The organism is Mycobacterium sp. 1274756.6 (assembly GCF_001668625.1).
In the GTDB taxonomy this organism is placed as follows: Bacteria; Actinomycetota; Actinomycetes; order Mycobacteriales; family Mycobacteriaceae; genus Mycobacterium.
The window spans coordinates 20,686-33,977 of sequence record NZ_LZLJ01000086.1 but is presented as its reverse complement, the minus strand read 5'-3'; the positions used below and the strand labels follow the sequence as shown (position 1 = coordinate 33,977).

14 protein-coding genes are annotated in these 13,292 nt (G+C 70.0%); 5 read left to right on the top strand and 9 right to left on the bottom strand.

The annotated features are described in order from the left end of the window. Window positions 1–8: 8 nt before the first annotated feature. From A5643_RS13305 to nadD, 5 genes are read right to left on the bottom strand one after another with little or no spacing between them, the layout of a single operon-like run. Complete coding sequence (locus A5643_RS13305) at window positions 9–851, bottom strand: DegV family protein (protein WP_066856249.1); 843 nt, start codon at window positions 849–851, stop codon at window positions 9–11. Next, entirely contained in the window at window positions 848–1,594 is a 747-nt protein-coding gene (gene octT / locus A5643_RS13300) for a diglucosylglycerate octanoyltransferase (RefSeq protein ID WP_066856246.1), read from the bottom strand. Before octT ends, A5643_RS13305 begins: the two co-directional genes overlap by 4 nt. Beyond that, a complete protein-coding gene (gene gpgP, locus A5643_RS13295; protein WP_066856243.1) occupies window positions 1,584–2,246 on the bottom strand; it encodes a glucosyl-3-phosphoglycerate phosphatase in 663 nt (220 codons plus the stop codon). The genes octT and gpgP overlap by 11 nt, the downstream gene beginning before the upstream one ends. Continuing rightward, a complete protein-coding gene (rsfS, locus tag A5643_RS13290) occupies window positions 2,243–2,614 on the bottom strand; it encodes a ribosome silencing factor (RefSeq protein ID WP_066856239.1) in 372 nt (123 codons plus the stop codon). The genes gpgP and rsfS overlap by 4 nt, the downstream gene beginning before the upstream one ends. Further along, complete coding sequence (gene nadD / locus A5643_RS13285; protein ID WP_286143655.1) at window positions 2,611–3,216, bottom strand: nicotinate-nucleotide adenylyltransferase; 606 nt, start codon at window positions 3,214–3,216, stop codon at window positions 2,611–2,613. Before nadD ends, rsfS begins: the two co-directional genes overlap by 4 nt. A 476-nt stretch (window positions 3,217–3,692) precedes the next feature. Here nadD and A5643_RS13280 point away from each other — a divergent pair, with 476 nt between their 5' ends. The 3 genes from A5643_RS13280 to A5643_RS13270 are packed head-to-tail and all read left to right on the top strand — an operon-like array spanning window position 3,693 to window position 6,773. Continuing rightward, window positions 3,693–4,613: a cyclopropane mycolic acid synthase family methyltransferase gene (locus A5643_RS13280; RefSeq protein WP_066856233.1), complete on the top strand. Its 921-nt coding sequence runs from the start codon at window positions 3,693–3,695 to the stop codon at window positions 4,611–4,613. Between the two features lie 13 nt (window positions 4,614–4,626). After that, the gene (locus tag A5643_RS13275; protein WP_066856230.1) at window positions 4,627–5,523 is read left to right on the top strand and encodes a cyclopropane mycolic acid synthase family methyltransferase; all 897 of its coding nucleotides are present in this window, start codon (window positions 4,627–4,629) and stop codon (window positions 5,521–5,523) included. After that, window positions 5,520–6,773 carry a KasA/KasB family beta-ketoacyl-ACP synthase gene (locus A5643_RS13270; RefSeq protein ID WP_066856227.1) on the top strand — a complete coding sequence of 418 codons (1,254 nt, stop codon included), beginning with the start codon at window positions 5,520–5,522 and terminating at the stop codon, window positions 6,771–6,773. Before A5643_RS13275 ends, A5643_RS13270 begins: the two co-directional genes overlap by 4 nt. A gap of 20 nt (window positions 6,774–6,793) precedes the next feature. Here the strand turns inward: A5643_RS13270 and A5643_RS13265 are convergent, their stop codons facing one another. Next, the gene (locus A5643_RS13265) at window positions 6,794–7,846 is read right to left on the bottom strand and encodes an NAD-dependent epimerase/dehydratase family protein (protein ID WP_066856224.1); all 1,053 of its coding nucleotides are present in this window, start codon (window positions 7,844–7,846) and stop codon (window positions 6,794–6,796) included. A 251-nt stretch (window positions 7,847–8,097) separates the two neighbouring features. On the opposite strand from A5643_RS13265, the gene A5643_RS13260 reads away from it, so the two are divergent. Then, window positions 8,098–8,688: a methyltransferase family protein gene (locus tag A5643_RS13260; protein ID WP_066856221.1), complete on the top strand. Its 591-nt coding sequence runs from the start codon at window positions 8,098–8,100 to the stop codon at window positions 8,686–8,688. A gap of 11 nt (window positions 8,689–8,699) precedes the next feature. Here the strand turns inward: A5643_RS13260 and A5643_RS13255 are convergent, their stop codons facing one another. Genes A5643_RS13255 through A5643_RS13245 form a run of 3 tightly spaced genes read right to left on the bottom strand, consistent with a single transcriptional unit; the run spans window position 8,700 to window position 12,310 of the window. Then, a complete protein-coding gene (locus tag A5643_RS13255) occupies window positions 8,700–10,124 on the bottom strand; it encodes a vWA domain-containing protein (RefSeq protein WP_066856218.1) in 1,425 nt (474 codons plus the stop codon). Window positions 10,125–10,128: 4 nt separating this feature from the next. Beyond that, complete coding sequence (locus A5643_RS13250) at window positions 10,129–11,004, bottom strand: AAA family ATPase (RefSeq protein WP_066856215.1); 876 nt, start codon at window positions 11,002–11,004, stop codon at window positions 10,129–10,131. A 25-nt stretch (window positions 11,005–11,029) separates the two neighbouring features. After that, window positions 11,030–12,310 carry a glutamate-5-semialdehyde dehydrogenase gene (locus tag A5643_RS13245; protein ID WP_066856212.1) on the bottom strand — a complete coding sequence of 427 codons (1,281 nt, stop codon included), beginning with the start codon at window positions 12,308–12,310 and terminating at the stop codon, window positions 11,030–11,032. An 83-nt stretch (window positions 12,311–12,393) separates the two neighbouring features. On the opposite strand from A5643_RS13245, the gene purU reads away from it, so the two are divergent. Further along, entirely contained in the window at window positions 12,394–13,287 is an 894-nt protein-coding gene (gene purU / locus A5643_RS13240) for a formyltetrahydrofolate deformylase (RefSeq protein ID WP_066856209.1), read from the top strand. Window positions 13,288–13,292 lie beyond the last annotated feature (5 nt).

Here is a 13,292-nt window from a genome sequence, read left to right as displayed (position 1 = left end):
GGCCGCGGTCAGCCCTGCGGTGCGGCCGGGTCGACGCAGACCGCCAACGCACCGGGCCCGACGTGCAATCCCAGCACCGGGCCCAGGTCGGTGACGATCGGCGGCGGGCACTGCGGCAGCCGCTCCCCCACGGTGGCGGCGAGCTCGGCGGCGCCGTCGGGGTCGGTGACGTGGTGCACCGCGAGACCCGCGGGTTCGTCACCGACCGCCTCGCAGACCCGGTCGACCATCGCCGCAAGCGCTTTGCCCGCTGTGCGGATCCGCTGGGCCAGAACGAGTTTGCCGTTGTCGATGCGCAGCAGCGGTTTCAGGGACAGCGCGGTGCCCAGCCAGGCGCTGGCGCCGCCGATGCGGCCGCTGCGGCGCAGACTGTCCAGCCGTTGCACCACCAGGTAGGCCCGGCCGCGTTCGGCGGCGGCCGCTGCGGCCGTGACGACGGTCGCCAGGTCGGCGCCGTCGGCGGCGGCGCGGGCCGCCGCGAGGGCCGCGAAGCCCGCTCCCATGCCCGCCGAGCGGGAGTCGACGACCCGCACGGCATCGCCGATCTCCCCGGCGGCGGCCCACGCCGCTCCGACCGTTCCGGACAGTTCCGCCGAGAGGTGTACGGCCACCACCCCGTCGCCCCCGCTGGCGGCATAGGCGCGCCGGTAGGCGATGCGAAGCTCTTCGGGGGTGGCGGCCGCGGTGCTGATCTGGCTGCGCTCCAGCAGGTCGGCGGGGATGTCGTCGACGCCGTCACGCAGGTCCTCGCCGTCGGCCAGGATGTGCAGTGGGACCTGCTCGATGCCCCACCGGGCGCGCAGGGGCGCCGGGATTCGGGCCGCCGAATCGGTGACCACCACCACCGTCACGAAGCGCTCCCGCCGACGCCGGCCTCGGCCAGCGCCTTGAGCATCAGTTCGGCGACCGCCTGGTGGGCCTCGAAGTTCCAGTGGATGCCGTCGGGGTTGCCGCGACCGGCCATCACGTGCTCGCCCACGGCGGCTTTCAGATCGACCAGCGGAACGTCGTGTTGTGCCGCCCAGTCGGTCAGCGCGGCCACCGTCGGCCGGCGGCCGTGGTGCGCCCGGCCGTAGGTGTCGGCGATGTGCACCGACGGCAGGCACGCCACGACCGGGATGTTCGGCCGGTTGAAATCGATGGCGGCGCGGGTCTGTTCGAGGTAATCCACCGTCAGCTGCGGCGGCAGGGCGGAGCGGGCGACCGGTGACAGGCGCGGCTGCAGCCAGCCGTAGCCGTCGCGGACCCAGCGTCGCAGCCGCGGCGGCCGCACGTAGCGGATCAGCTCGCGCAGCGCGGTGGGCAGCACCGACGGCAGCGAGTCCATTCCGCTGGTGGCGAAGACGACCGCCCCGGCGCGCGGCAACGCCGCCCATGCCCGCGGGTCCTGGGTGGCCGCCCACCACACGTCGCGGCTGGTCCATCCGATCCGTCCGATCAGTTCGACGTCCCAGTCGAGTTCCGCGGCAACCAGATTCGGCCAGATCCTGGGGTCGTCGGCGGGCAGGCCGCCGGTCGGGCCGTAGTAGGACAGCGAGTCGGCGAACACCAGCAGCGTCGGCTTAGCCCCGGGGCGGTGGTGCTCAGAGGACATCGTTGGCCACCTGCGCCGAGGCGTTCCACACGTCCAACCGCCAACTGATCGCGTCCGGGTCGGCGCCCGGGTGACCGCTGAGCTGCACCCAGCTGGCGTTGGCCAGGCCGCCGAGTGCCGGCCAGTTCGCGACCGGCAGCCGCAGCAGGGCCGCGGTGAGCGCCGCGATCAGTCCGCCGTGGGCGACCAGCACCACCGGGCGCTGCTCGGGGTCGGCGCCCCAATCCGGTTCGCCGGCCACCAGTTCGGCGACCAGCGGCAGGCTGCGGTCGGCGACGTCGATGCGGTTCTCCCCGCCGTGCGGCGCCCAGGTGGCGTCCTCGCGCCAGGCCAGCCGGGCGCCGGGGGCGGCGGCGTCGACCTCGGCGTGGGTCAGCCCCTGCCAGTCCCCCAGGTGGGTTTCGCGCAGCCGGGGGTCCACCCGCACCGGCAGGCCGGTGTGCTCACCCAGGGTGGCGGCGGTGTCGTAGGCGCGGCGCAGATCCGAGGAGACGATGAGCAGCGGCTGCCGTTTGGCGAGCACCTCCGCCGCGGCGATCGCCTGCGCCCGCCCCAGCTCGCTGAGTTCGGTGTCCAACTGGCCCTGCATCCGGCTGGCGGCGTTGAACTCGGTCTGCCCGTGCCGCAGCATCACCAGGCGGCGCACGCTCACGAGTCGTCCCCGCCGGGCTCGATCGGCACGCTCGGGCAGTCCCGCCACAGCCGGTCGAGGGCGTAGAACTCGCGTTCGTCGTGGTGCTGGATGTGCACGACCACGTCGACGTAGTCCAGCAGCACCCAGCGGCCCTCCCGGGTGCCTTCCCGGCGCGCGGGTTTGTACCCGCCGCGGCGCATCTTCTCCTCCACCTCGTCGACGATGGCGCCGACCTGCCGCTCGTTGGCGGCCGAGGCGAGCACGAAGTAGTCGGTGATCACCAGTTGGCTGGAGACGTCGATGATGACGACGTCGTCGGCGAGTTTGTCGCCCGCCGCCTCGGCGGCGATGCGGGCCATGGCCAGTGCCTCGGTGGCTGATGTCATCGCTGCCCTCGCTGGTCTGCGTAGAGGTTCCGTTTGGTGACGTACTGCACCACACCGTCGGGGACCAGGTACCAGATCGGGCGGGATTCGGCGGCGCGGCGGCGGCAGTCGGTCGAGGAGATCGCCAGCGCGGGGACCTCGATGAGGGTGAGCGCGTCGTCGGGCAGGTCGTCGAGGACGTGGCCGAGGTGGTCGTCGTTGAGGTCGTAGCCGGGGCGGCTCACCCCGACGAACCGGGCCACGGCGAACAGGTCCGCCCAGTCCTGCCAGGACAGGATGGTGGCGAGGGCGTCGGCGCCGGTGATGAAGTACAGCTCCGCATCGGGGTTGAGTTCGCGCAGGTCGTGCAGGGTGTCTTTGGTGTAGGTCGGGCCGGCGCGGTCGATGTCGACGCGGCTGACCGAGAACCGCGGGTTGGAGGCGGTGGCGATGACCGTCATCAGGTAGCGGTCCTCCGCGGCGGTGACGTGACGCTCCTTCTGCCAGGGCTGACCGGTGGGCACGAAGACGACCTCATCGAGGTCGAACCGTGCGGCCACCTCACTGGCGGCGACCAGGTGGCCGTGATGGATGGGGTCGAACGTCCCGCCCATGACCCCCAATCGCCGTCGTTGCACAATTGGCCAGCTTACTGGAGTGCGGGGCACGCAAACGATCGCGCAGCCGGTCCCCCGACCGCCGGTCAACGGTCGTTGCGCGGGCCGCCTGCCGGGGGGTCGACCCCACGGGATGGCGCTCAGTGGGCGTCCCGTCGACCACGTCTGGCAACCACCTCGCCCGGCTGCGCGCGGACGATTCGTCGGAATCCAGTATTTGCCCAGCCATTTCCCAGAATCTGGTGGGCAAGTGCCTGCTGTTTTTCGTGTGAATTCTCGACCCTATCCGGCGGAAAAAAATTCGTGACAGCGATCACATCAGCCCTACACTCGGAACCGGGCGGGGAGGAAAACGGGGAGGCGGTACACGCTATGCAATTCCGATCCATACCTGCCGGCGGCGCGATCGCGGCGACGACTGCAATGCCATCCGAGACGTCGGCTCCCGACCAGGCGTTCCACGCCGGCGGGGCAGGCCTCTGATGACTCAGCACGCGACGCCCACCGGGCTGCGACCCAATGTCGAGCACGTCCAGTCCCACTACGACCGGTCCAATGACTTCTTCCGGCTCTGGCTGGACCCGTCGATGACCTACAGCTGCGCCTATTTCGAACGCGACGACATGACCTTGGAGCAGGCGCAACGGGCGAAAATCGATCTCGCGCTGGGCAAACTGGACCTGCAGCCCGGGCTGACGCTGCTCGACATCGGCTGTGGCTGGGGTTCGACGATGCGCCGGGCCGTCGAACGCTACGACGTCAACGTGATCGGCCTGACGCTCAGCAAAAACCAACTGGCGCACGACCGGCAGAAGTTCGCCGAGATGTCCAGCCCGCGTTCCAAAGAGGTGCGGTTGCAGGGCTGGGAGTTCTTCCACGAACCGGTCGACCGGATCGTCTCGCTGGGCGCGTTCGAGCACTTCGCGGACGGCATCGGCACCTACGAGCGCTACGCCGATTTCTTCAAGATGTGCTACGAGGTGCTGCCCGATGACGGGGTCATGCTGCTGCACTCCATCGTGGTGCCCCCGGCCGAAGACGCCGAGCGCCTCGGCCTGCAGGCCACCATGTCCCTGCTGCGGTTCATCCGGTTCATCCTGACCGAGATCTTCCCCGGCGGCCGGCTGCCGATGGTCTCCATCGTCGATCGATACGCGACCGAGGCCGGGTTCGCCATCACCCGGCACCACCACATCGGCTCCAACTACGTGCGCACGCTGAGCACCTGGGCGGCGGCGCTGGAGGCCAACCGTGACCAGGCGATCGCGCTTCAGGGCGAAGAGGTCTACGAGCGCTACATGAAGTACCTGACCGGTTGCAGCGAGCTGTTCCGGGACGGCTATACCGACGTGTGTCAGTTCACCCTGGCCAAACCGAACAGCCGCGTGGCGCGGCACGGTTAGGAGGGCCGCGGCCGTGGTGGATTTGAAGCCGTACTACGAAGAATCGCAACTGGCCTACGACATCTCCGACGAGTTCTTCGCGCTGTTTCTCGATCCGTCGATGACCTACACGTGCGCTTACTTCGCGCGCGATGACATGACGCTGGAGGAAGCGCAGCGAGCGAAATTCGACCTGGCGTTGGACAAACTCGACCTCGAACCCGGCATGACGCTGCTGGACATCGGCTGCGGATGGGGCGCCGGGCTGGTGCGGGCGGTGGAGAAGTATGACGTCGACGTCGTCGGCATCACCTTGAGCCGAAACCACTACGCCTACAGCGCCGCCACCTTGGCGGCGCTTCCGACGCGCCGGCGCGCCGAGGCACGGCTGCAGGGTTGGGAGGAATTCGACGAACCGGTCGATCGGATCATCACCGTCGAGGCGTTCGACTCGTTCAAAAAGGCGCGCTACACCGCGTTCTTCGACCGTGCCTACGACATCCTGCCCGACGACGGTCGGATGCTGCTGCACAGCATCTTCACCCACCCGCGGACCTACTGGCGTGAGCACGGCATCCCGATCACGATCAACGACCTGAAATTCGTCCGGTTCCTGGGCCGGGAGATCTTCCCGGGCGGGGAGATGGCCGGTATCGACGACATCTACGCGTACTCACAGGCGGGTGGGTTCGACCTCACCGAAACGCAGTTTCTGCCCACCCACTATGTGCGGACCCTCGACACCTGGGCCGCCAACCTACGGGCCCATCGCGAGCGTGCCATCGAGGTCCAGTCCGAAGAGGTCTACGAGCGCTACCTGCGTTACCTGACCGGTTGTGCGGGCCTGTTCCGCAAGGGAATCGCCGACGTCGGCCAGTTCACGTTGACCAAGGGCGACCGCCGCCGCACCGACGACGCCGTGCCGCGATGAGCCTCCTCGCGACCGGGAACGGTCTGCCCGATGTGGTGGTCACCGGAGTGGCGTTGACGACCGCGCTGGCCACCGATGCCGAGAGCACGTGGAAGAACCTGCTGGACGGGCAGTGCGGCATCCGCAAGCTCGCGGACCCGTGGGTCGAGCAGTTCGACCTGCCGGTGCGCATCGGCGGACACCTCCTCGAGGACTTCGATGCGGAACTGACCCGCAAGGAACTGCATCGGTTGTCGTACCTGCAGAAGATGTCCACGGTGCTGGGCCGGCGCGTGTGGCAGGCCGCCGGCGCACCGGAAGTGGACACCCGACGGCTGCTGGTGTCCATCGGGACCGGCCTGGGTTCGCCCGAAGAACTGGTCTGGGGTTATCAGGGGATGGTCGAGCGCGGCATGCGCGGAGTGTCACCGCTGGGCGTGCAGAAGTACATGCCCAACGCGGCGGCCGCTGCCGTCGGGCTGGAACGCGGTGCGCAGGCCGGGGTCTTCACCCCGGTGTCGGCGTGCGCGTCCGGCGCCGAGGCGATCGCGAACGCCTGGCGCAACATCGTCTACGGGGAGGCCGACATCGCCATCTGCGGCGGCGTCGAAACCAAGATCGAGGCCGTGCCGATCGCCGGCTTCGCGGCCATGCGGATGGTGTTGTCCACCACCAACGACAACCCCGCCCGCGCCTGCCGCCCATTCGACCGGGACCGCAACGGCTTCGCGTTCGGTGAGGCCGCCGGGCTCATGGTCATCGAGACCGAGCAACACGCAAAGGCGCGCAACGCCGGCGTTCTCGGCCGGATCATGGGCGCCGGCGTCACCTCGGACGGCTATCACATCGTCGCCCCCGACCCGCAGGGCGGACGCGCCGGTTACGCCATGACCCGCGCCATCGAGTTGGCCGGCTTGCGCCCGACCGACATCGACCACGTCAACGCGCACGCCACCGGCACCCGCATCGGCGATCTGGCCGAAGCCCAAGCGATCCACAACGCGCTGGGCGACCATCGGGCCGCGGTCTACGCCCCCAAAGCCGCCCTCGGGCACTCCGTCGGCGCGGTGGGAGCGGTGGAGGCCGTGCTCACCGTGCTGGCCCTGCGGGACGGTGTCATACCGCCGACGTTGAACCTCGAGCATCTCGATCCGGAGATCGACCTGGACGTCGTGGCCGGCGAGGCCCGCCACGGCGACTACCGGTACGCGGTCAGCAATTCCTTCGGGTTCGGCGGACACAACGTCGCGCTGGCCTTCGGGGCGTACTGACCACCTCGCCCGACCGCGGCCTACCGTCGCGCCGACCCGTCGTCGATCATCTGCTGGAAGTGCGCGACGATGGACTCCTCCACCGGCCGCAGGGTGATGCCGAGTTCGGCCGGCGCGCGCGAACCGTCGAAGCACAGCGGCCAACCCACGTTGCGCTCGACGTAGGTGCGGGTCAGGCCGGCGACCGGCGCGGCGAGTTTGATCAGGAACTTCGGCATTTCGCGGGTCGGGAAGCCCAGTCGCGGCCCGAAGTGGCGCCGCAGCATCCGGCTCAGCCCGAGCATGCTGACGATTTCGGAGTTGACCACGTAGCGACCGTGCGCCGCGCCGGTGAACCCCGCGGCGATGTGGGCTCGGGCGACGTCGCGCACGTCGACGGCGCCGAGTTGCAGCGCCGGTGCGCCCAGCGCCATCGACAGGTCGACGAAGTGGCGCATGGTCGTCATGCTGCCGGAGACGCTGGCGGTGGTCAGGGCCGGGCCCAGCACCAGCGACGGGTGGATGGTGACCAGATCCCAGCGGTGCTGGGTCTGCTGAATCGCCCACGCCTCGCGCTCGGCGACGGTCTTGGAGTACGAGTACGGCTGGTGGTCTTCGCTGCTGGTGGTGTTCCAGTCCGCTTCGGTGAAGCAGTCCTTGCCGGCCATGTCGGCGTTGTCGCCGTAGATCGCGGCCACGCTGCTGGTCAACACCACCCGCTTGACCGACTCGGTGGCGTCCACGCCGGCCAACACGTTGCGGGTGCCCTCGAGTGCGGGGCGGATCAACTGCTCGTGCGGGTCGCGGATCGAGCCCATCAGGAACGGTGAGGCGGTGTGGATGACCAGTTGGCAGCCGTCCATCGCGGTGGAGAAACTGCCCGGTTCCAGCAGGTCGGCGCGGTGCAGCGTGAGCCGGCCGGGGTGTTCGCGCTCCAAGGCGTGCAGGTGCTCCAGGCCGCGGGGTTTCTGCGGATCGCGCACGGTGGCGCGCACCTGGTGACCGTCCTCGAGCAGGTAGCGCACGATCCAGCTGGCGATGTAGCCGCTGCCCCCGGTGACCAGCACCGGGGCGTTCGGGTCGATGGTGGTCATGGCGTCCTTCTTCGCTCGAATGGGGTGCGGCGACCTCGCTGAGAACTGCGATGGCCCAACTACTCAGGCGCACCACCACTCGGCAGAACCTGCAGGTCTCCTGCCAAAAATATACGCAGTTTTGCCGATGTTTTGACCGATGCGTGGTCGCACGCTGAGCGTCCCGCTCGCGACCGCACGTTGACACCCCCGTGCCCACCAGATAGATATATACATAGCCATGTGTGCATCTATTTGTGGAAAGGGTCGTGATGGCGTTCGTCGCGCTGGCGCTCTATCTGGTGTTCGCCGCCGTCGGGTTCGGTTGGCGCAGTTGGGCGCAGTACCGGCGCACCGGCTCGACCGGGTTCCGCCGCGTCGAATCGACCCCCGGTGCGCTGCTCGCCGGCGCCGGTTTCCTGCTCGCGGTGCTCGCCGGTGCGCTGGCGCCGGCGTTGCAGATCGCCGGGGTGCTGTCCCCGGTGCCGGTGCTGGACGCCGGGTGGCTGCAGATCGCCGGGCTGGTGCTGGCGGTCACCGGGATGCTGGGCACGTTTTATGCCCAGCGGGACATGGGCGAGTCCTGGCGAATCGGGGTGGATCAGGCCGAGACGACGCAGCTGGTGCGTGCCGGCGTGTTCGGCCTGGTCCGCAACCCGATCTTCACCGCCATGCTGGCCTTCGCCGCGGGCATCGCCCTGCTGGCGCCGAATCCGTTGGCGCTGGGGGCGTTCGGGTTGCTGCTGGTCAGCATCGAGGTGCAGGTCCGGGTGGTCGAAGAGCCCTACCTGGCGACGGTGCACGGCGCGGAATACGACAGCTACCGCACGCAGGTGGGCCGGTTCCTGCCCGGGATCGGTTGAGCGCCCGCCGGTTACACCGGCAGCAGCTGATCGATGACCGCCGCCAGCTGCTTGGCCGAGCGGCATTCGTGCATGGTGATCAGATCCTGGTAGCGCGGCGCCACCGAATCACCGCTCCCCCACAGTTGCCGCGGTTCGGGGTTGAGCCAATGGGCATGACGGCTGGCCGACACCAGATCGGCGAGCACCCCGAGGGCGGGGTCGCGGTAGTTGTTGCGGGCGTCGCCGAGCACCAGCAGAGAGCTGCGCGGGGACAGCACGTGCGGGAAGTTGTCGGCGAAGGAGGTCAGCGCGTGGCCGTAGTCGGAGTGGCCGTCGATGGTGTACACCCCGGCCTCCCGGGTGACCCGCTGGATGGCCACCGCCAGATCCGCGTCCGGGCCGAACAGGTGGGTCACATCGTCGGTGGTGTCGATGAACGCGAACACCCGCACCCGGGAGAACTGTTGACGCAGCGCGTGCACCAGCAGCAGGGTGAAGTGGCTGAACCCGGCCACCGAACCCGACACGTCGCAGAGCACCACCAGCTCGGGTCGGGCCGGCCGGGGTTTGCGCAGCACCACGTCGATGGGCACCCCGCCGGTGGACATCGATTTACGCAGGGTCTTGCGCAGGTCGATCGCCCCCGCCCGGGAGCGGCGCCGCCGCGCGGCCAGCCGGGTCGCCAGGGTCCGCGCCAGCGGCGCCACCACCCGGCGCATCTGACGCAACTGGTCGCCGGAGGCGCGCAGGAACTCCACGTTCTCGGCCAGCTGCGGGATGCCGTACATCTGCACGTGGTCCCGCCCCAGCTGCTCGGCGGTGCGCCGCTTGGTTTCGTCTTCGACCATCTTGCGCAGGCCGGTGATCTTCTTGGCCGCAACGGCTTTGGCGATCTGCTCCTGGCTCGGGGTGGGTTCGTCGCCGTAGCCGGCGAGCAGACCGGCCAAAAGCCGGCCCTCCAGCTCGTTCAGCGACATCGCCTTGAGCGCCTGATACGACGAGTACGACGGGCCGCGGCTGGAGTTGTACCGGCCGTAGGCCTGCACGATCTGCGCCACCAGCCCGGCCAGCCGATCCTCGGCGGCCGGGTCGGTGTCGGTGAGCGCCTCGAGCAGCATCGCCCGCATCGCCTCGACGTCGTCGGGCGGCACCACCGCGGTGGTGTCGTCGTCGAGCACGGTGCGCCCGCCCAGCGCAGCGGGGAACCACAGGTCGAACAGGGCGTCGTAGGTGTCGCGGTGATCGGGGCGGCGCAGCACCGCGCAGGCCAGTCCCTCGCGCAGCACCTCGCGGTCGCCGAGGCCGACGACCGTGAGGACCCGGCCCGCATCGACGGTCTCCGAGGGGCCCACGGCGATGCCGTGGCCGCGCAGCGCCTCGACGAACCCGACCAGGTGTCCGGGGATGCCCTGCGGCGCGAGCGGCTGGGCGGGTCGGGTGCGGCGCGGTGTCATCGGTTCAGTTCAGCCGCAGCTCGCCGGCGGCGCGGGTCTGATCGGACTGGTGTTTGAGCACCACCCCGAGGGTGGCGGCGATGGTCTCGTCGTCGAGGGTGTCCAGCCCCAAGGCCAGCACGGTGCGACCCCAGTCGATGGTCTCGGCCACCGACGGCAGCTTCTTCAGCTGCATGCCGCGCAGTACGCCGATGATGCGGACCAGTTCGTCGGCCAGCCGCTCGGGCAGCTCGGGCACCCGGGACAGCAGGATGCGCCGCTCGAGTTCGGCGTCGGGGAAGTCGATATGCAGGAACAGGCAGCGCCGCTTGAGCGCCTCGGACAGTTCCCTGGTGGCGTTGGAGGTCAGCACCACGAACGGCGCCCGGGTGGCGGTGATGGTGCCCAGCTCGGGAACGGTGACCGCGAAGTCGGAGAGCACCTCCAACAGCAGCCCCTCGATCTCGATGTCGGCCTTGTCGGTCTCGTCGATGAGCAGCACGGTCGGCTCGGTGCGCCGGATCGCGGTCAGCAGCGGCCGCGACAGCAGGAACTCCTCGGAGAACACGTCGGTCTTGGTCTGGTCCCAGTCCCCCGACCCGGCCTGGATCCGCAGGATCTGCTTGGCGTGGTTCCACTCGTAGAGGGCGCGCGCCTCATCGACTCCCTCGTAGCACTGCAGGCGCACCAGGCCCGAGCCGGTGGCCTGGGCGACGGCGCGGGCCAGCTCGGTCTTGCCCACCCCGGCCGGGCCCTCCACCAGCAGCGGCTTGCCCAGCTGGTCGGCGAGGTAGACCGCGGTGGCGGTGGCGGTGTCGGGCAGGTAGCCGGTGGCGGCCAGCCGGTCGGCCACATCGTCGATGTCGGCGAAGAGGGCGGCGGGCCGGGCGGGCAGACTCACAGTGGATGCTCCAAGGGTTCGTCGGTCAGGCGGGCCGGGTGTGGCCGTCGCCCCACACGATCCATTTCGTCGAGGTCAGTTCGGTCAGGCCCATCGGGCCGCGGGCATGCAGCTTCTGGGTGGAGATGCCGATCTCGGCGCCGAAGCCGAACTGCTCGCCGTCGGTGAACGCCGTCGAGGCGTTGACCATCACCGCCGCGGCGTCCACCTGCTCGGTGAACCGTTGCGCGGCCGCCATGTTGGCGGTCACGATCGCCTCGGTGTGCCCGGTGCCGTACTCGTTGACGTGCGCGATGGCGGCGTCGATGTCGTCGACGACCTTCAGCGCGATGTCCATCGAGAGGAATTCGGCGCGCAGCTGGTCCTCGCCCGCCGCGGCGTCGCCGCCGTGCACGGTCACCCCGGCGGCGGTGAGCGCGTCGAGCAGCCGGGGCAGCGCCCGCTCGGCGATCGCGGCGTCGACCAGCAGCGACTCGGCGGCGTTGCACACGCTGGGCCGGCGGGTCTTGGAGTTCAACAGGATGCGCTCGGCCAGATCCATGTCGGCGGCCTCGTGGATGTAGACGTGGCAGTTGCCCACCCCGGTTTCGATGGTCGGCACCTGCGCGTCGCGCACCACCGCCTCGATCAGCCCGGCCCCGCCGCGCGGGATCACCACGTCGACCAGGCCACGCGCCTGGATCAGGTGGGTGACCGTGATGCGGTCGGAGGCGTCGAGCAGCTGCACCGCGTCGGCGGGCAGGTCCTCGCCGAGCAGGGCGTCGCGGACCACCTCGACCAGCGCCTGGTTGGAGTTCACCGCCGAGGAGCTGCCCCGCAACAGGGCCGCGTTGCCGGATTTGAGGGCCAGGCCGAAGGCGTCGACGGTGACGTTGGGCCGTCCCTCATAGACCATGCCGACCACCCCGAGCGGCACCCGCAGCTGACGCAGCATCAGCCCGTTGGGCAGGGTGTAGCCGCGCAGCACCTCCCCGACCGGGTCGGGCAGCCCGGCGACCTGCCGCAGCCCGGCGGCGATGCCGTCGACGCGCTGGGCGTCCAGCGCCAGCCGGTCGATCATCGCCTCCGGGGTGCCCGCCGCGCGCGCGGCGTCGACGTCGTCGCGGTTGGCGGCGAGGATCTTCTCGCGGTGCTCGGTGAGCGCGTCGGCGGCGGCGTGCAGGGCGTGGTCCTTGGCGACGGTGGGCAGCGTCGCGAGCACCCGCGCGGCGACCCGGGCACGGCGGGCCGCATCGTGGACCTGTCGGCGCAGGTCGGGCTCGGGTTTGCCGTCCGAGGCCAGATCGGGGATCAGGTGCGAACTCATCCGTCCAGGGTATCGGGCCGTCGCCGGCGGACGCCGGTCGGCGGCCCGCCCGGGCCGGGCGGCGGGCGACTAATCTGCCCGTCATGACGACTTCCGGCGGCGCGTCGCGCCGCTCCCTTCCGGTCGAGGACATCGGCCGGCTGGTCCTTCGCTGCCCCGACCAGCCCGGCATCGTCTCGGCGGTGAGCACGTTTCTGGCCCGGGCCGGGGCGAACATCGTCTCCCTCGACCAGCACTCCACCGAACCGGTCGGCGGCACCCTGCTGCAGCGCACCATCTTCGTCCTGCCCGGGCTGGCCGCCGCCCGCGACCGCCTGGAGGCGGAGTTCGGCGCCACCGTCGCCGCCGAGCTGGGCATCGACTTCCATTTCACCGAGGCCGCCACGCTCAAGCGGGTGGCGATCATGGCGTCGCGCACCGACCACTGCCTGTTGGATCTGCTGTGGCGCAACCAGCGCGGTGAGCTGGACATGTCGGTGGTGATGGTGATCTCCAACCACCCCGACCTCGCCGACCGGGTGCGGCCGTTCGGAATCCCGTTCGTGCACATCCCGGCCACCGCCGCCAACCGGGCCGAGGCCGAGCAGCGTCAGCTGGAGCTGCTGCACGGCAACGTCGATTTGGTGGTGCTGGCCCGCTACATGCAGATCCTCACCCCCGATTTCCTGCAGCGGATCGGCTGCCCGCTGATCAACGTGCACCACTCGTTCCTGCCGGCGTTCGTCGGCGCCAACCCCTACCAGCAGGCCCGGGAACGGGGGGTCAAGCTGATCGGGGCCACCGCGCACTACGTCACCGACGACCTCGACGAGGGCCCGATCATCGAGCAGGACGTGGTCCGCGTCGACCACACCCACCTGCTGGCCGATCTGGTGCGCATCGGCGCCGACGTGGAGCGCGCGGTGCTGTCGCGGGCGGTGCAGTGGCACTGCCAGGACCGCATCGTGCAGCACGGTAACCAGACGATCGTGTTCTGAGCCGG

What these genes read in the sequence shown, in the direction of transcription:
- A5643_RS13260 (WP_066856221.1), top strand. Translation starts at nt 8,098, where the DNA reads ATGGCGTTCGTCGCGCTGGCGCTCTATCTGGTGTTCGCCGCCGTCGGG.
- A5643_RS13255 (WP_066856218.1), bottom strand. Translation starts at nt 10,124, where the DNA reads ATGACACCGCGCCGCACCCGACCCGCCCAGCCGCTCGCGCCGCAGGGC.
- A5643_RS13270 (WP_066856227.1), top strand. Translation starts at nt 5,520, where the DNA reads ATGAGCCTCCTCGCGACCGGGAACGGTCTGCCCGATGTGGTGGTCACC.
- purU (WP_066856209.1), top strand. Translation starts at nt 12,394, where the DNA reads ATGACGACTTCCGGCGGCGCGTCGCGCCGCTCCCTTCCGGTCGAGGAC.
- A5643_RS13245 (WP_066856212.1), bottom strand. Translation starts at nt 12,310, where the DNA reads ATGAGTTCGCACCTGATCCCCGATCTGGCCTCGGACGGCAAACCCGAG.
- octT (WP_066856246.1), bottom strand. Translation starts at nt 1,594, where the DNA reads ATGTCCTCTGAGCACCACCGCCCCGGGGCTAAGCCGACGCTGCTGGTG.
- A5643_RS13265 (WP_066856224.1), bottom strand. Translation starts at nt 7,846, where the DNA reads ATGACCACCATCGACCCGAACGCCCCGGTGCTGGTCACCGGGGGCAGC.
- A5643_RS13280 (WP_066856233.1), top strand. Translation starts at nt 3,693, where the DNA reads ATGACTCAGCACGCGACGCCCACCGGGCTGCGACCCAATGTCGAGCAC.
- rsfS (WP_066856239.1), bottom strand. Translation starts at nt 2,614, where the DNA reads ATGACATCAGCCACCGAGGCACTGGCCATGGCCCGCATCGCCGCCGAG.